The 16,827-nt window shown below is 68.7% G+C and carries 15 protein-coding genes and 1 pseudogene; 8 read left to right on the forward strand and 8 right to left on the reverse strand.

The annotated features are described in order from the left end of the window. Positions 1-24 precede the first annotated feature (24 nt). From fdhF to K9U40_RS17610, 4 genes are all read right to left on the reverse strand, one after another. Complete coding sequence (fdhF, locus tag K9U40_RS17595; RefSeq protein WP_282891438.1) at positions 25-2,922, reverse strand: formate dehydrogenase subunit alpha; 2,898 nt, start codon at positions 2,920-2,922, stop codon at positions 25-27. 15 nt (positions 2,923-2,937) lie between these two features. Next, on the reverse strand, positions 2,938-4,500 hold the full coding sequence (locus K9U40_RS17600; protein WP_282891439.1) for a formate dehydrogenase beta subunit: 1,563 nt from the start codon (positions 4,498-4,500) through the stop codon (positions 2,938-2,940). Then, a complete protein-coding gene (locus K9U40_RS17605; RefSeq protein WP_282891440.1) occupies positions 4,500-4,994 on the reverse strand; it encodes a formate dehydrogenase subunit gamma in 495 nt (164 codons plus the stop codon). The genes K9U40_RS17600 and K9U40_RS17605 overlap by 1 nt, the downstream gene beginning before the upstream one ends. A gap of 272 nt (positions 4,995-5,266) precedes the next feature. Continuing rightward, positions 5,267-6,196 (reverse strand): LysR family transcriptional regulator, encoded by a 930-nt coding sequence (locus K9U40_RS17610; RefSeq protein WP_282891441.1) that lies wholly within the window; start codon positions 6,194-6,196, stop codon positions 5,267-5,269. A gap of 219 nt (positions 6,197-6,415) precedes the next feature. Here K9U40_RS17610 and K9U40_RS17615 point away from each other — a divergent pair, with 219 nt between their 5' ends. The 3 genes from K9U40_RS17615 (at position 6,416) to K9U40_RS17625 (ending at position 7,952) form a co-directional block, all read left to right on the forward strand. Next, positions 6,416-6,715 carry a hypothetical protein gene (locus tag K9U40_RS17615; RefSeq protein ID WP_282891442.1) on the forward strand — a complete coding sequence of 100 codons (300 nt, stop codon included), beginning with the start codon at positions 6,416-6,418 and terminating at the stop codon, positions 6,713-6,715. 165 nt (positions 6,716-6,880) lie between these two features. After that, positions 6,881-7,039, forward strand: coding sequence for a hypothetical protein (locus K9U40_RS17620; protein ID WP_282891443.1), 159 nt, complete (start codon positions 6,881-6,883; stop codon positions 7,037-7,039). Positions 7,040-7,367: 328 nt separating this feature from the next. Beyond that, positions 7,368-7,952, forward strand: a complete 585-nt coding sequence (locus tag K9U40_RS17625; RefSeq protein WP_282891444.1) for a DUF2865 domain-containing protein — start codon at positions 7,368-7,370, stop codon at positions 7,950-7,952. 33 nt (positions 7,953-7,985) lie between these two features. Here K9U40_RS17625 and K9U40_RS17630 read toward each other — a convergent pair whose 3' ends face one another. Together K9U40_RS17630 and K9U40_RS17635 are read right to left on the reverse strand one after the other, a co-directional pair. Continuing rightward, positions 7,986-9,194: a hypothetical protein gene (locus tag K9U40_RS17630; protein WP_282891445.1), complete on the reverse strand. Its 1,209-nt coding sequence runs from the start codon at positions 9,192-9,194 to the stop codon at positions 7,986-7,988. Positions 9,195-9,455: 261 nt separating this feature from the next. Then, positions 9,456-10,091 carry a DUF1134 domain-containing protein gene (locus tag K9U40_RS17635; protein ID WP_282891446.1) on the reverse strand — a complete coding sequence of 212 codons (636 nt, stop codon included), beginning with the start codon at positions 10,089-10,091 and terminating at the stop codon, positions 9,456-9,458. Between K9U40_RS17635 and K9U40_RS17640 the strand changes: the two genes are divergently transcribed. Next, positions 10,090-10,245 carry a hypothetical protein gene (locus K9U40_RS17640; protein ID WP_282891447.1) on the forward strand — a complete coding sequence of 52 codons (156 nt, stop codon included), beginning with the start codon at positions 10,090-10,092 and terminating at the stop codon, positions 10,243-10,245. The genes K9U40_RS17635 and K9U40_RS17640 overlap by 2 nt on opposite strands. Positions 10,246-10,351: 106 nt before the next feature. On the opposite strand, the gene cysQ is transcribed toward K9U40_RS17640, so the two are convergent. Further along, complete coding sequence (gene cysQ, locus K9U40_RS17645; RefSeq protein WP_282891448.1) at positions 10,352-11,194, reverse strand: 3'(2'),5'-bisphosphate nucleotidase CysQ; 843 nt, start codon at positions 11,192-11,194, stop codon at positions 10,352-10,354. Between the two features lie 424 nt (positions 11,195-11,618). On the opposite strand from cysQ, the gene chpT reads away from it, so the two are divergent. Further along, positions 11,619-12,308 carry a histidine phosphotransferase ChpT gene (gene chpT / locus K9U40_RS17650; protein WP_282891449.1) on the forward strand — a complete coding sequence of 230 codons (690 nt, stop codon included), beginning with the start codon at positions 11,619-11,621 and terminating at the stop codon, positions 12,306-12,308. A 145-nt stretch (positions 12,309-12,453) separates the two neighbouring features. On the opposite strand, the gene ctrA is transcribed toward chpT, so the two are convergent. Beyond that, on the reverse strand, positions 12,454-13,155 hold the full coding sequence (gene ctrA / locus K9U40_RS17655) for a response regulator transcription factor CtrA (protein WP_282891450.1): 702 nt from the start codon (positions 13,153-13,155) through the stop codon (positions 12,454-12,456). Positions 13,156-13,624: 469 nt separating this feature from the next. Between ctrA and K9U40_RS17660 the strand changes: the two genes are divergently transcribed. The 3 genes and pseudogenes from K9U40_RS17660 to K9U40_RS17670 form a co-directional block, all read left to right on the forward strand. Next, positions 13,625-14,020, forward strand: coding sequence for a flagellar export protein FliJ (locus K9U40_RS17660; RefSeq protein ID WP_282891451.1), 396 nt, complete (start codon positions 13,625-13,627; stop codon positions 14,018-14,020). A 223-nt stretch (positions 14,021-14,243) separates the two neighbouring features. Then, positions 14,244-14,783, forward strand: a complete 540-nt coding sequence (locus tag K9U40_RS17665; RefSeq protein ID WP_282891452.1) for an RNA polymerase subunit sigma-70 — start codon at positions 14,244-14,246, stop codon at positions 14,781-14,783. Then, positions 14,780-16,827: pseudogene (locus K9U40_RS17670) on the forward strand (hypothetical protein); the annotation flags it as partial. The gene K9U40_RS17665 and the pseudogene K9U40_RS17670, both read left to right, overlap by 4 nt.

Consider the following 16,827-nt stretch of genomic DNA (forward strand, 5'->3'; position numbering starts at 1 on the left):
TCAGGCAGAAGCCGGCATACGAGGTTAGCTGCAGTCTCGTGGGCTCGGAGATGTGTATAAGAGCCAGAGACCCTCTCGCGCACCTCCCGCCGCTTCGGCGGCGATGCGGCGGGAGGTGCGCGAGAGGGTCTCGTAGTCCTCCTGCCACTGGGTCGGGCCGTTGGAGGGCGAGACCTGCACGGCGGTCACCTTGTATTCCGGGCAGTTGGTGGCCCAGTCGGAATAGTCGGTGGTCACCACGTTGGCCTGCGTCACCGGATGGTGGAAGGTGGTGTAGACCACCCCCGGCGCCACCCGGTCCGAGATCACCGCGCGCAGCGAGGTGGAGCCCGCACGGCTGTCCAGCTTCACGAAATCCCCATCCCGGATGCCGCGGTTCTCGGCGTCGTGGGCGTGGATTTCCAGCACGTCCTCCGGATGCCAGGCCACGTTCGCGGTGCGCCGTGTCTGGGCACCCACATTGTACTGGCTGAGGATACGGCCGGTCGTGAGCAGCAGCGGGAAGCGCGGCCCGGTCTTCTCGTCGGTGGGCACGTATTCGGTGAGGACGAACTTGCCCTTGCCGCGCACGAAGCCGCCAATGTGCATGATGGGCGTGCCTTCCGGCGCCTCGTCGTTGCACGGCCACTGCACCGAGCCCAGTTCGTCGAGCTTGGCATAGTTCACGCCCGCGAAGGTGGGGGTGAGCGCCGCGATCTCGTCCATGATCTGCGAGGGGTGGGTGTAGGTCATGGGGAAGCCCAGCGCGTTGGCGAAGAGCTGGGTGACCTCCCAGTCCGCATAGCCGTTCTTCGGCGCCATCACCTTGCGGATGCGCTGGATGCGGCGCTCGGCATTGGTGAAGGTGCCATCCTTCTCCAGGAAGGAGCAGCCGGGCAGGAAGACGTGGGCGTAATTGGCCGTCTCGTTCAGGAACAGGTCCTGCACGATGAGGCATTCGAGCCCGGCAAGGCCCGCCGAGACGTGCTTGGTGTCGGGGTCGGACTGGAGGATGTCCTCGCCCTGCACGTAGAGGCCCTTGAACGTGCCGTCCACGGCCGCGTCGAACATGTTGGGGATGCGCAGGCCCGGCTCGTCGTCCAGCGGCACGCCCCACAGCGACTCGAAGGTGGCGCGGGTAGCGTCGTCCGAGATGTGGCGGTAGCCCGGCAGCTCGTGGGGGAACGAGCCCATGTCGCACGAACCCTGCACGTTGTTCTGGCCGCGCAGCGGGTTCACGCCCACGCCGTTGCGGCCCACGTTGCCGGTGGCCATGGCGAGGTTGGCGATGGCCATCACCGTGGTGGAGCCCTGCGAATGCTCGGTGACGCCGAGGCCGTAATAGATCGACCCATTGCCGCCGGTGGCGTAGAGCCGGGCCGCGCCGCGCACCAAAGCGGGATCGACGCCGGTATACTTCTCCACTGCTTCCGGCGAATGGCGCTCGTCGGCGACGAAGGCGGCCCAGTCCTGGAACTCGTCCCAGTCGCAGCGCTCGCGCACGAACTTTTCATCCACCAGCCCCTCGGTGACGATCACATGGGCCAGCGCCGTGACGATGGCGACATTGGTGCCAGGCTTGAGCGGCAGGTGGTACGACGCCTCCACGTGGGGCGAGCGCACGATGTCGGTGCGGCGCGGGTCCACCACGATCAGCTTGGCGCCTTCGCGCAGCCGCTTCTTGAGGCGGGAGCCGAACACCGGGTGGCCGTCGGTGGGATTGGCGCCGATGATGAGGACGACATCCGTCTCCTCGACGCTGTCGAAATCCTGCGTGCCGGCGGAAGTGCCGTAGGTCTGGCTGAGGCCATAGCCGGTGGGCGAGTGGCAGACGCGGGCGCAGGTGTCCACGTTGTTGTTGCCGAAGCCGCCGCGGATCAGCTTCTGGACGAGGTAGGTCTCCTCGTTGGTGCAGCGCGAAGAGGTGATGCCGCCCACCGCGCGCTTGCCGTACTTCTCCTGGATCCGCTTGAACTCGGAGGCGGCGTAGGCAATGGCCTCCTCATAGGTCACTTCCGTCCACGGCTCGTGGATGGAGGAGCGGATCATGGGCTTGAGGATGCGGTCCTGGTGGGTGGCGTAACCATAGGCGAAGCGGCCCTTGACGCAGGAATGGCCGCGGTTCGCCTTGCCATCCTTGTAGGGCACCATGCGCACCAGCTCGTCGCCGCGCATCTCGGCCTTGAAGGTGCAGCCCACGCCGCAATAGGCGCAGGTGGTCACCACCGAATGCTCGGGGGTGCCGATGTCGTACATGGCCTTCTCGTTCAGCGTCGCGGTGGGGCAGGCCTGCACGCAGGCGCCGCAGGAGACGCATTCCGAGGTGAGGAAGGGCTCGTCCATGCCCGGCGACACCCGCGAGTCGAAGCCGCGGCCGGAGATGGTGAGCGCAAACGTGCCCTGCACTTCCTCGCACGCCCGCACGCACCTGTTGCAGACGATGCACTTCGACTGCTCGTAGGTGAAATATGGGTTGGACTCGTCCTTGCCGAGCCTGGTGTGGTTCTCGCCCTCGTAGCCGTAGCGCACGTCGCGCAGGCCCACGACGCCGGCCATGTCCTGCAATTCGCAGTCGCCGTTGGCGGAGCAGGTGAGGCAGTCGAGCGGGTGGTCGGAGATGTAGAGCTCCATCACCCCCTTGCGGATCTGCTTCAGCCGCTCGGTCTGGGTCTTCACCACGATGCCTTCCTGAACCGGCGTGGTGCAGGAGGCGGGGGTGCCGTTGCGGCCTTCGATCTCGATCAGGCAGAGCCGGCAGGAGCCGAAGCTCTCCAGCATGTCGGTGGCGCAGAGCTTGGGGATCTGGTTCCCCAGTTCCATGGCCGCGCGCATGATGGAGGTGCCCTCCGGCACCGTGACGCTCATGCCGTCGATGGTGAGGGTGACGAGCTTCTGCGACTTGGAAGCCGGCGTGCCGTAGTCGATTTCGTGGACGAGGGACATATGGTGTTCCTCCAATTATTCTGCGGCGGCCGGCAGCTTCGGCGCGGCGCCGAAGTCTTCCGGGAAATGGTTGAGCGCGCTCATGACCGGGTAGGGCGTGAAGCCGCCCAGGGCGCACAGGGAACCGAGCTTCATGGTGTGGCAAAGGTCGGTGAGCAAAGCGAGGTTCTGCTCGCGCTTCTCGCCGGCCATCACCTTGTCGAGGGTCTCGACGCCCCGGGTGGAGCCGATGCGGCAGGGCGTGCACTTGCCGCAGCTCTCATGGGCGCAGAATTCCATGGCGAAGCGGGCCATGTCGGCCATGTCCGCGGTGTCGTCGAACACCACCAGGCCGCCATGGCCGATCAGCGCGTCCTTGGCGGTGAACGCCTCGTAGTCGAACGGGGTGTCGAACTGGTGGGTGGGCAGATAGGCGCCCAGCGGCCCGCCGGCCTGCACCGCCTTCACCGGCCGGCCGGATGCCGTGCCGCCGCCGATGTCATAGACCAGTTCGCCCAGCGGGATGCCGAAGGCGGTCTCGAACAGGCCGCCATACTTGACGTTGCCGGCGATCTGGATGGGCATGGTGCCGCGCGAGCGCCCCATGCCGAAATCGCGGTAATACTTGCCGCCCTTGTCCAGGATCACCGGCACGGTGGCGAGCGACACCAGGTTGTTGATGACGGTGGGCTTCTGGAACAGGCCCTTGTGGGCCGGCAGCGGCGGCTTGGCGCGCACCAGGCCGCGCTTGCCCTCCAGGCTTTCCAGCAAGGCGGTTTCCTCGCCGCACACATAGGCGCCCGCGCCCATGCGCATTTCCATGTCGAAGGCGAGGCCCGAGCCGAGGATGTTGTTCCCCAGCAGGCCGGCGTCCCGCGCCTTCTCGATGGCCTTTTCCATCACCACGAAGGCGAGGGGATATTCGGAGCGGCAGTAGACGTAGCCTTTGGTGGCACCCACCGCGAGGCCGGCAATGGTCATGCCTTCGATGAGGCAGAAGGGGTCGGCCTCCATGATCAGGCGGTCAGCGAAGGTGCCGCTATCGCCCTCGTCCGCATTGCAGACGATGTAGCGCTGGTCCGCCGGGGCGGCCGCCACCGTGCGCCACTTGATGCCGGTGGGAAAGCCCGCGCCGCCGCGCCCGCGCAGGCCGCTTTCCACCACCTCTTCCACGGTGGCCGACGGGCCCAGGGTGATGGCGCGCTCCAGCCCGCGATAGCCGCCATGGGCCTTGTAGTCGGTGAGCGAGAGCGGATTGATGATGCCGATGCGGGCGAAGGTGAGGCGCGTCTGCTTCTTGAGATACGGGATCTCATCCACCACGCCCACGCACAGCGGGTGGTCGGCGCCATGGAGGATGCCCGCATGGAGCAGGTCCTCGATATCCGAGGGCTTCACCGGGCCGTAGCCGACGCGGCCGCGCTCGGTTTCCACTTCGATGAGGGGCTCCAGCCAGAACAGGCCGCGCGAGCCGTTGCGGGTGATGTCGGCGGTGACGCCGCGGGCTGCGAGCCCGGCTTCCAGCTTGCGGGCGACGCGGTCGGCGCCGCAGGCCACCGCGGTGGCGTCGTTCGGGACGAAGATGCGGGGGGACTTCATCAGGCCTCTCCGAAGCTCTTGCCGTTGGCGATCGAGGCGGCGATCTCGTCGATGGCATCGCGGTCGAGGCGGCCCACCAGCTGGCCGTCCACCAAAGCGGACGGGGCGCAGGCGCACAGGCCGAGGCAGTAGATGGGCTCCAGCGTCACCCTTCCGTCGGGAGAGGTCGCGCCCATGTCCACGCCGAGCTTCTCCTCGGCATAGTGGGCGAGCGCCTTGCCGCCCATGGATTGGCAGGCCTCGGCGGCGCACATCTTCACCACGTGGCGTCCGGGCGCCTCGCGCCGGAAGTCGTGATAGAAGGTGAGGACGCCGTAGACCTCGGCGCGCGAGAGGTTGAGGCTTTCGGCGATCATGGGCACCGCCGGGTCCGGCACGAAGCCGAACGTCTCCTGCAGGGCGTGCAGGATGGGCATGGTGGCCCCTTCGAGATGCCGGTTCTCCGAGATCACCTGCGCTGCGCGCTCGGTGCTCCAATCCTCATAGACCGCCATGGACGTCTCGCTTTCCCAAAAGCCGTGAGGGCGCATTGCCGCCGCTTCGTCTTGCTTGCGGGAAAGTGTGTCACAGCCGGCCCTCCGATCAAGCGAGCTGTGGGATGTTGCAATAGAACATTTCTATCAAAGAGGAGGTCACCGAGCGCTGCCCTCACCTGAAAGACTGGTGCGACGCTGCGTCAATCGCGCCAGTCTGGGATGGTTCTTGGTATATTGATCGTGTTTTTCTATGTTCGAGCCCTATCCGGCTCAGCTTTCGGACTGGACATTTATTGCATTGCAGCAATGGCCGGATCGGCGATGCCGCTCTGCTCCAGCTTGGGCGCGATGCGCCGCGCTTCCGCCACCAGGGCGGCGGTGATGGGTGTGGTGGGCTCGCGATGGGGCACCACGAGGCCGATGGAGTGGGAGATGTCCGGCTCCACGATGGGGATCGAGCGCACCACCGAGGTGAGCCCCAGCGAATCCGCCAGCATGGCCGGCATCACGCTCGCCCATAGGCCGGTGCGCACATGGGTGAACAGCACGATCATGGAATTGGATTCGAGTGTCGGCTTGTGGCTCGCGCCCGCGGCGGCCAGGAGGCTGTCGACGATGCGCCGGTTCTGCATGTCGGGGGTGAGCAAGGCGAGCTGGAGCTCGGCCACCTCCGCCCAGGTCACCGCGTCGCGCTCGCCGTAGCGCGACTGGGGCGAGGTGACGAGGCGGTAGCGCTCGCGATAGAGCGGCACCGTGTTCACCCGCCCCAGCGGCTCGTTGTCGAGATAGGTCAGGCCGGCGTCGATCTCGAGGTTTTCGAGATGGTTCAGGATCTCGATGGAGGTGCGCGAGATCACCGTGAAGCGCACGTCCGGGTGGCGGGCACGGAACGGCGTGGTCAGCGCCGCCACCATGGGCAAGGCGGTGGGGATGGCGGCGATGCGCAGGGGGCCGGCAAGGCCGCGCTTCAGCGCGTCGATGTCCTGCCGCATGGCGCGCGAATCGGCCACGATGCGCCGCGCCCATTCGAGCGTGCGCTCGCCCTCGGGCGTGAAGCCCATGAAACGCGAGCCGCGCTGCACCAGCAGCACGCCCAGCGTGTCCTCCAGCTGCTTGATCCCGGCGGAGAGGGTTGGCTGCGTCACCCCGCAGGCTTCTCCGGCGCGGCCGAAATGGCGTTCCCGGGCAAGGGCGATCAGATATTCGAGCTTGTCTATCATGCGGCCATATCACGGTGACGGGCCGGTGCGCGCAAGGCGCCTTCGTTGACGCAGCGCAGCGTGGACCTGCGCGCGTCATCGCGGCGGGAGCCGCCGCCCTTGCTTTTTGGGCTGGCGGCAATAGAGGGATTTTGGGCGGCGCCCCGTGGCGTCCCCGCTGCCTGGTCTCTCGCGCGCTGGTGTCGCGTGTCGCGGCCTCGGTCTGTGAAGAGGTGATCCATGAAGAGCATGCTGGTCGCGCTGTCGCTCGGCGCGAGCGCGGTCCTTCTCTCGGCGGGAGGGGCGTCTGCGGCCTCGCTCCTGACCCCGGGAGTCGCGCCGGTCACCGAACGCCTCGATGTTGCGCCCCAGCAGGTGCGCTGGGTGTGCACCTATGGCCGGTGCGTCTGGCGTCCGCGCTCGAACGTTCGCGTGCCCATCTATGCCCAGAGCTGGGGTCCGCCGCCGCGCCCGAACTGCTTCTGGACCCGCCGAATCGGCCCTCAGGGGCAGTTCCACTGGCAGCAGGTGTGCCGGTAGTTTCCGGGCGGTATCAGCGTGCAGATTTGCGGCATTGCAACCATGCTCGCGAGAACGTGAACTGTGGCTCCCGAACAACAGGCAAGCATTTAACGTTATATTAAGGCTCGGCGACGGCGCGGCGGACCGAAGGCCGAGAAATCTGGGGAAAAGGGGAGTCCTGCCATGCCTGGCTTGGCTCATGGTTCGGTTCTGATTTCGCTTGTGGCCATGTTGTTCGCCGCTGTTCTTGTGGCGACGCCGACGTTGGCGTTCCTGACCCATCCGCAGGAACATCCCACGGTCGTGCCGCGGCCGTTGCAGACGGTTTCCGCGTTTGCCTGACGCTGTTGCCCGGCGTGCTTCCTTCAGCTTGGATCCTTGACCTGTGCCCCCGAACCGGGGCGTGGGAATGTGTTCGATGGCCCGTGGGGGGCGACGACGCACGCGTGGCGCGGGGCGGCGAGCGCAGGAGGTCGGCTTGGGACGATGGGGCAGCAGCAAGGCCTTGACCGGGCCGCCGGTGGCATACCGTGCCATCATCTGGACGTGCGCGCTTTTTCTGGCAGTGGCTTTCGGCAATAGCGCCGTCCACGCCCAGGGCGTGCGCAGCGGGTTCCTCGCAGGTAGCCCGCCAAGTGGCCAGAGCCGGCACGGCTCTTCGCCAGGGAACTTGTTCTCCCTGCTCTTCGGCGGCCTGCAGGCGCATCCGTACCGGGAGCCCGAACGTCCGCGCATCGTCATCAATCCCCGCGTGCGCGGGGAGAGAAGCTCCTCCGCCTCCTCGGGTTCCGGCATCGCCTATTGCGTGCGGACCTGCGACGGGCGCTATTTCCCGCTTCAGGGCCGATCCGCCGACGAGGGCGCGATCGCCCAGTGCAATGCCTTCTGCCCGGCCGCGAAAATGGCGGTCTACACCTCCTCCGACAGCGCGCGGGGCATTGATGCTGCCGTGGCGCGCGATGGCAAGGGCTATTCGGAGCTGCCCAATGCCTTCGTCTATCGCCAGCGCCTGGTGGAAGGCTGCACCTGCACCGGGGGGAGCCGCATCGGCGGGCTCAACCGGATCGATGTGATGCGCGACCCGACGCTGCGGCGCGGCGACGTGATCATGACCGAGGAGGGAAGCCGCGTCTTCACCGGCGGACGCAAGGGCCCGCCCTACCGCGATGCCGACTTCGTCGTTCCGGCGCGCTTCCCCGAATTGTCGCGGGATATCCGCGCCCGCCTCTCCGAACTGGAAATGGCATCTCGCTGACAGCGGCAAGGGCGGCGCGGGAGCGCTCTGGAATCAGCCGGCCGCGGCGCGGCCGCGCTTGGATGTGGCGCGTTGGGGCGTGGCGGAGGGTTCCGCCGCTGGCTGGTCCGCAGCATCGGATTGCGCATCGCGCGCGCCGTCCCCGTCCTGCTCCAGCAAGGCGCGGATGCGCGCGGCGAGTTCGCCGGTTGCCCCATCGGCCACCAGCTGGCGCACGGGAGAGCCGGGGCCTTCCAGTCGCGCGCTGAGGGCGGCAAGCTTCGCCGCCACCTCGGCCACGCCGCCGCGCAGGGCATCGAGGCCCCCGGTCGCGACCTCGGGAGCGGATTGGTCGGGAGCGGATTGGGTCGCGGCTTCGGCCCCGTCCTCGCGTCGCGCGCGCTTCATGGCCTCTTCCATCAGCGCATGGTCGGCCTTGAGCATGTGAAGGGTGTCGGCGAGGCGGCGGTTCTCCGCCTCGGCGGATGCGAACTCGTTGGCGCGGCGCTGCTCGAAGGCGTGGATAACGGCCCGGTTGGCGTCGAGGTCGCGCTCGGTGGTGGCAAGCAGTCCGCTCAGCCGGTCCCGCTCGGCCTCGAGGGCTCCGATAGCCTCGCGCCGTTCGTCGCTTTCCGTGGTCTTGAGGGCGAGAGCCGCCTGCGTCTCCGCGAGGTCCGTGGAGAGGCGGGTCGCCGCCTCTGCCGCGACCTTCCGGGCCTCGCTCGCCATGGCGTGTTCGGCTTCGAGCGCGGCGACGGTCTCGTCCAGCCGGCGGGTGGTCTCGGCGAGGCGCTCGCGCAGGTCCGCCGCCTCCTGCTCCAGCGCGGCGGTGCGGGCGGCGAGTTCGTCCTCCAGCCGGGCCACGGCGGCGGTGCGGTCGGCCAGCTGGTCCTGGGTCTCGCCCAGGATCACGTCGCGCTCGGCGCCGGTGGCGGTGAAGAGAGCGTTTTCGGCCTTGAGGGCCTTTATCGCGCCTTCAAGCTCGAAGATGTGCTGGCGCTGAGTCTCGATGGTGGAGGCGTGCGCGGTGATGGTTTCGCGCATGGCATCGGTCTGCAGTTCGAGCCGGCGCTGGTTGAGCGCGAAGAAGGCGCGCTGCTGGTCCTTGTCGGCCTGCACCTCGAAGATGGAGATGGGCACGGCCGCCTCGACCCGCTTGGTGGTCAGCCGGACGGCCCGGTGCCACACCGCCGGCAGCACGAGCAGAGCCACGAGCGTCGCGATCAGCACGCCCAACGTGAAATACATGATCTGCTCGATCACGCGCGCACTCGCCCTTCCCCTTGAGGCGGCCCGGCGGCTCCCTGTCGCCGGGGCGAGCGGGATGGGCCGTCACACGTCTCGTCTGCCGTTCCGTCCCGGCACGCGGCGGCAGGAGGTATCCGCCGCGCGCCATCCGAGACCTCGTCCTCATTCATGCCACGGCACGCCACGACGTACCAGCGGCGACGCGCCGGTTTTGCGACCGGCGCGTCAAAAGGCCGATGCTCCCGCCACCGGGCCAGGCCGGCGCGCCGGAAGCCGTCAGAAGGGGTTCCAGGTCGCGTTGGGCGTGAACTTGAGGTAGCCGAGATTGGCACCAAGGCGCACGCCGACGCCGGAACGGATCGGAACCACCACGATGCCGTCGGCGCCCAGCGCTGTCATGCCGAACCCGGCCACCAGATAGGCCGATCCGGAAATGCCGCCGAAGCGCCGGAAGATGTCGTCCACGCTGCGCAGGTTGTAGACGAGGATCATGGTCCGGGCGCCGTCGCCGCCGAAATCCCAGCCCACGGACGGCCCCTGCCAGTAGACCTTCAGGTCGCCGGCATTGCGGGTATAGAGCACGCCCTCGCCGTAGCGCAGGCCGCCCACGAAGGCGCCCGCGCCCTCCTGGCCGAGAATGTAGCCGTTGGGCTGACCCCACTGGCTCACCGCCTTCTCGATGCTGAGGGCGAGCCCGCGCGAGACGCTGCCGAAGAAGGAGTGGCCCTTGCTGACCAGTTCGTTGGTCGAATAGGCCTGCGGCGTCGGCCCCTGACCCTGGGCGCTGGCGGGCACCGCGGCAACCGCCGCCGCAACGACCAGGACGAGACCGCCGATCTGGCCCGCGATCTGGCGTCGCAGGGTCCCCGGCAAAGCTCGGGCGGTCTTAAGGAAGCTCGAAGAGAAGCGCATGGGGGATCTCGCATTGGGCTTCGATGACGGCAAGTGCGTCAACTGGGGCTTCGTCGGGTTGGGCCGCAATGGCGACCGCTCGAATCGCTCAAATTATGGCGATCAGTATGACGCAGAGACGTCGGCCGCGCGCCGATGGCCGGGCGTTGCCTGATAATCACCATGCAAGACGCGGGATTATCGGCAGGTTAAGCGGCCGGGCCGGCCCCACATCCTCCAGGTCCTCCAGGTCTTCCACCGCCTCCAAGTCTTCCACCTCCTCAGGCGGAGTCGGCCGGGGCGGCTTCGGCGCCCGCCCCCCAGGCGACAAAGCCGCGGACCCTGAAGCCCTGGTCCCGATGCCCATAGGTCAGGGGGCTGCCATCGGGCCGTGTGACGCGGCCGCCCGCCGCCGCCACCAGGGCATGGCCCGCGGCGGTGTCCCATTCCATCACCGGGCCGAGGCGGGGATAGAAATCCGCCTTGCCCTCGGCAATGAGGCCGAACTTCAGCGCCGATCCGGCCGGGATGCGCTGGGCCACCGCGTAGCGCGCGATCAGGGCGTCGGTGGCGGGATCGCCGTGGGAGCGGCTCTCGGCGACAATGAGGGGGCCGTGCGGAACCGTCCGGCAGGCGATGGGCGTCCAGTCCTGCGCATCGACGCGCGCGCCGGGCGCGCGGATGGCCCGGAATGCAGCGCCGGGGCGCCCGGCGAACAGCAGCGCCCGGGCCGGCGCATAGACCACCCCCAGCACCGGGACGCCATCCTCGACCAGAGCAATGTTCACCGTGTACTCGCCATTGCCGGAGATGAACTCACGGGTGCCGTCGAGGGGATCGACCAGCACGAAGCGGTTGCCGCAGGAAACCACGGCGCCCTGGGCCGTCGCTTCCTCCGCAACCACCGGCACGCCGGGCAGCAGATGGGCGAGGGCATCGCAGATGACGATTTCGGCCGCGTGGTCCGCCTCCGTCACCGGGCTCAGGTCGGATTTCTGCCGGTGGGTGATGCCTTCCGCTTCGATCCGGCGGATGACGATGCCGGCCTGGAGTGCGGCCTCGGCGAGGCCGGCCAGCAGGGCGGCATCGGTGGCGGCGGGCGCGCGGGGCACGGGCGAGGTCATGTCGGCTGGTTTCGCTGCGGATCAGGGACGCCGTCACTAAAGCATTTTCGCGCCGCGCTGAATCGCAAAAATGCGCCGGTCGGTGCTTCGAGTCGTTTTCTTCCCGCGAGTCGGGACCTGCTGCGCTTGAAAACAGGCGTGGGCCGCGCGTCGGGCGGGCCGTGTCTCGTTTTGAAATGAACCGTCGGTTCTCTCCTGCTCTCCACCCCGCGCCGGCCAACTCCCTCTCCCGCTTGCGGGGGAAGGCTCCGGGGTGCACCTCGTCGAAGCAGCAGATTTTCAAACTGACCCACTGCCGTCGGGCGGGCCAGCTTGTGGCGCGCGGGGCGGGCGGTGTATCTGACCGACTTCAGTCCAGATGGATTCGGGCGCGGTCCGGCGGAGCCGCATTGAGCCGCCCGGCCGTCACCGTCCGGGAGACGCCATGTCCACCGTAAATCCCGCCACCGTAAATCCCGCAACCTCAGCCGGGTCCACTGTGAAGGTCGCGGTCTCCGCCCTGGACCTGGGCGCGCTGCTGTGCTCGCGGGTGTGCCACGACGTGATCAGCCCGGTGGGCGCCATCGTCAACGGCATCGAGGTGCTGGAGGACGAGGACGCTGCCGACATGCGGGACGTGGCCCTCGACCTGATCGCCAAGAGCGCGCGGCAGGCCTCGGCCCGGCTTCAGTTCACCCGTCTCGCCTTCGGCGCGGCAGGCTCGGCCGGAGCGCGGCTGGATCTGGGCGATGCGGAGCAGGTGGTGCGCCCGGTGATCGAGGACGGCCGCACCCGGGTGGAATGGTCGCTGCCGCGGGAGCTTCTGCCCAAGAACCGGGTCAAGCTGCTGCTCAACCTGGTGCTGCTGGCCGGCACCACCATTCCGCGCGGCGGCATCATCCGCATCTCGGCGCTGGGGGAGGGGGATGCCACCGGCTTCGTGCTGGCTTCCACCGGCGAGAAGGCGCGCATCCCCGAAGGCCTTCAGGCGCTGGTGGACGGGGCTGCCCCCGAGAGCGGGCTCGACGCCCATTCGGTGCAGCCCTTCTATGCCGGCATGCTGGCCCGCGACTGCGCCCTCGCCATCCGTTTCGCCCAGGAGGGCGACACGGTGACCATCTCGACCGTCGGCTGACGGCGCGCGCTCACTCCCTCGCGGCGCGGTCTTTCGTTTTCGCCCGCGGCGCGGTCTTTCGCTTTCGCTCGCGGCGTGGGCCTGGGTCCCAAATAAAAAGCCCCGCAATGCGGGGCCTCTTTGTTCCGGCGCGAGGGAGGCGGGATCAGACGGCGATGCGCTCGGCGCCCAGCATGGGCTCGCGCAGCACATAGCCGCGGCCCCACACGGTCTCGATATAGTTCTTGCCCGCGGACGCATTGGCCAGCTTCTTGCGCAGCTTGCAGATGAAGACGTCGATTATCTTCAGCTCGGGCTCGTCCATGCCGCCATAGAGATGGTTCAGGAACATCTCCTTGGTGAGGGTCGTGCCCTTGCGGAGCGAGAGCAGCTCCAGCATCTGATATTCTTTGCCGGTGAGGTGGACCCGGTTGCCCTCCACCTCCACGGTCTTGGTGTCCAGGTTGACCACGAGGTCGCCGGTCTGGATCACCGACTGCGCGTGGCCCTTGGACCGGCGCACGATGGCGTGGATGCGCGCCACCATCTCGTCCTTGTGGAACGGCTTGGTGAGGTAGTCGTCGGCGCCGAAGCCGAAGCCCTTCACCTTGTCTTCCGTATTGGCAAGGCCGGACAAAATGAGAATGGGCGTCTTCACCTTCGCCACGCGCAGGGCGCGCAGGACTTCAAAGCCCGACATGTCGGGCAGGTTCAAGTCGAGAAGGATGATGTCGTATTCGTAGACCTTGCCGAGATCTACGCCCTCCTCACCGAGGTTGGTCGTATAGACGTTGAAGCTCTCGGTCTTCAGCATCAATTCGATGCCTCGGGCCGTAGCACTGTCGTCCTCGATGAGCAAGACGCGCATGGCTATCCCTTTCCTCGCAACTACCCAAAAGTCGGTGCTGCCGACTTTTGTTGCTCGGCCATCGGGGTGATTCGCGTTACGTGTGTAGAATCGTTAACAGAACTCGATTCTGTTCCACAAGAGTCCGTCGAAAAAACTTTGTGCATTGGAGTCAAGACTGACTCTTCATCAAGCACTTAAGGTCTTTTCCACAAGCCCTCGGTCACGTGCGTGGCCACCCCTTCCGCCCGAGCCCTGGGGCGGTGCCCGGGTGACGCACGCAGAGGCGCTTCACCCGAACCGTAGCGTCATCATTAATGAAGGCGGTAAACGATTGGTTGCCGCAGCGCCGTCCGGCGCGATTTTCCTGCGGCGGCTGAGCCCGAGGTAAGGAAAGGGCAACCAGCACAGGACATTCTCATGGCCCGGAAGCTCCGGGCGCACACGGGCGTGCGGGGCGCTTCAATGTGTGCGTACCGGAGTAGAGGCGATGAAGTCGCGTGACCCCCTGATCCGTGCCAAGCGATTCCAGATCGACGATGCGCGCCGCCGCCTCGCCCAGATCGACACCATGATCGCCGAGTTCGAGCGCATGGCGCAGGAACTTGACCGCGACATCACCGCGGAAGAGGAGCGCTCGGGCATCACCGATCCCCGGCACTTCGCCTATTCGCCGCTGGCGCTCGCCGCGCGCAACCGGCGCGACAACCTCCAGCGGTCGGCCCAGGACCTGAAGGCGCAGCAGGAGGCGGCCAAGGCAACGCTTGCCGACGCGGAATCCGACCTGGCCCTCGTCGAGGCGGCAGGCGAGATGGACCGCGCGGGACGCGTCGAGAATGCCGGCCGGCGCCCGCCGTTGCGCCCGGGCGAAACCGCCCGTCACTGACGTCTGCTCCTTCTCCCTGGAAAGACGGACGAATTCCGACGGCTGGAGGGCCATTTGCGGTGTTCGGCGCCGGAAGGGAGGGGCGGACGGTATATCGGTAGCTCGTATTGCGACGTGCTGCGCCTTTTTGCGCGCGGCACGCGTGCGGCGTCGCATTCGAGGCTTCCATTCGACACTCCCGCTCCGGTAGCTTCTGTGCGGCCCCAACGAGCACGAGTGTTCCGTGACCTCCCACCGCAAGGTCCATGCTCTCGTCGATCGCGTCGCCGCTGGCGATCTCCACGCCTTCGAGGAGCTTTACCGTCTCACCAGCCCGAAGCTGTACGGGCTCGTGCTCCGCCTGTTGCGGCGGCCGGAACTGGCCGGCGAGGCCCTGCGGCAGGCGTTCAGGCGCATCCGCGCGGAAGCCCACACCCTGCGCCCGCAGGAAGATCCGGTCTGCTGGATGGTGGCCATCGCCCGTTCCTGCGCGCTGGACATGGCCTGGAAGCGCCCGGTGGGCGATGCATTCGAGCCCTTCGATGCCGGCCAGAGGGGCGAGGACCCGCTCGCCTCCGAGCGGCGGAGCCCGGCCCTGATCCGGCTGCTGGGCTGCCTCGGCAAGCTGCCCGAGGAGCGCCGCCGCATGGTGCTGCTCGCTTTCTATGACGGTTGGAACCGCGAGGCGCTCTCCATCTATTTCGATGCCCCTGTCGCGGGCATACGGGCCTGGATGGCGCGCAGCGTGATCCAGATCGGCGAGTGCATGGGGCGACGCTCATGAGCGCGCCGGCGCCCGTCGCGCAACTCACCGAGGCCGATCGCATCCTGGCCGCCGAATATGTGCTCGGCACCCTCGACCGGGACGAGCGGCAGAAGGTGCGCGCGCGCATCGCCGCCGATCCGGGGTTCGCCGGGCTGGTGCGCCTGTGGGAGCGCCGCCTGTCGCCGCTGCACGAACTCGCCGTCCCGGTGACGCCGCCGCCGTCCATCTGGCGCGTCATCGTCTCCGACCTCAGGTCGCCGGCCCCGGCTGCGCCGGCCAGGGGCCTGCGCAAGGTGCCTGCTGCGATGGAGGGCGCGCCGCGCCCGCTGGCCGGGGAGGTCCGGCCCGGCCGTCCGCCAGGGCGGCCGCCCCGGGGGGCGGCGGCGACGGTGCGCCGTCTGTTCGGCTTTGCCTTTCCCGCACGCGGGGCAGGGGAGGCGAGCCCGCGCCCGAAGCGGCCTCAGCCGCCACCCCTGCCGGTGCCGACCGCGCAGCCGGTGCCGGCCGCGCTCCGGGTGCCCGGCGGGCGCAGCCTCGGCGGTGCCATTCAGGATGCCGTGGCCGCCGGCCTTCTGCCGCCCGCCCCGCCGCCGCCGGAGCCGCCGCCGTCTGCCACGCCGCCCGAGCGCGCCGACCGGCTGCCGCCGCCGCTCAAGCCGGTGCCGCCGGCACCGCCGCGCCCGCGTCCGCCGGTGGAACCGCTGACGCCGCCCCCGGCCTTCATCTTTCTCGAGCCCGACACGCCCCTCGCCATGGATGCGCCCGAGAAGACGGCGGAAGCCGGCGACGCCCCGACTGTCACGGACGCGCCTGGACCGAGCTCCGTCGCGCCGCCGCCGGTCTTCGTCTTCATCGAACCGGTCGCGCCGCCTGCCCCTGATGCTCCCGAAACCGCCCCAGCCCCTGATGTGGCATCGGATTCCGCTGCGCCCGCCCTTGCTGGTGCAAGCGCTCCGGCCGCCGTCGCGCCGCCGCCGGCCTTCGTCTTCCTTGAGCCCGTCACACCTCCCCCCGCCGACAGCCCCCAGGACATCACGGGCGGGGAGGCCACCCCGCCGCCACCTGAAGACCAGAGCGTCCCGGCCTCGAACGCCCTGGCGGCGGACGATGCCGCGTCCCTCCCATCCGGGAGCCCGGAGCTTGCCGCGCCGGCTGGCGTCCAAGCGCCGGCGGGAGCCGATTCTGCGCCGGCCATGGAAGCCAGGGCCGAGCTGGCCGGTCTTGCGGCCAGTCCGCAGGGAATGACGGAGGGGCCATCCCTCGAAGATTTCGAGCCCGAGTCGCCGCCGGTGGAGGCATCGGACGCCACGACCACCGCCGTGCCCGGGGCTCAGGGCGCGCCCGAAGCCTCCGCTCCTGAGGGCGCCACCTCAAGTCCGGCTGCGCCGGAGGTCGTGTCATCGGATGCGCGCGCGGATGAAGGCCCTGCCGCAGCTCCCGCCGGCTCAGGTCCCGCCGGCTCAGCTCCCGCCAGCCCGCTGGCCGGGTCTTCCGCTCCCGAGCCGTCCGCCGGTGAGCCCGTCGCCATCGAGGCGCCCTCCGCCGATCCTGCGGCCGGGGCCAAGGGCGAGGAGGCGCCGCCGCTGCCGGGCTGGGCGGCGGTTGTGGCGTCGGGCGTGGTTTCCGCCCTGCCGGACCCCGATGCCGGTATCGTCGAGGCGGCCCCGGGCGTGTCCGTCCATCTGCCGCGCCGGCGCGGTTTCCCATGGCGAGCGGCCACGCTCGCGCTGCTGGCGCTTCTCGTCGGCCTCGGCGCGTTCAGCGCCTATCGCGAGTGGTTCTGGCCCCGGGACGGCCAATGGGTGGGGGTGCTCCAGGGCGAACCCCTCCCGGCCATCGCCATCCGCCTCGACCCTGACAGCGGCGTGGTCTTCGTGCGCAGCTTCGCGCCGGCGCCGCCGGAGGGCGAGATCAACCGGCTGTGGCTGATGATGCCGGGCCGGCCGGCGCTGCTGCTCGGCGAGTTCACCGCCGGCATGGCCGGCCGCGCGCCGGCGCTGGCCGGGGTCGGCCGCAACCGGCTCGGCTCGGCGGAAGTGGTGGTGACGCAGGAGGAGCAGAA

The sequence above is a fragment of the Xanthobacter autotrophicus genome (genome assembly GCF_030015065.1).
Classification (GTDB): domain Bacteria; phylum Pseudomonadota; class Alphaproteobacteria; order Rhizobiales; family Xanthobacteraceae; genus Xanthobacter; species Xanthobacter autotrophicus_D.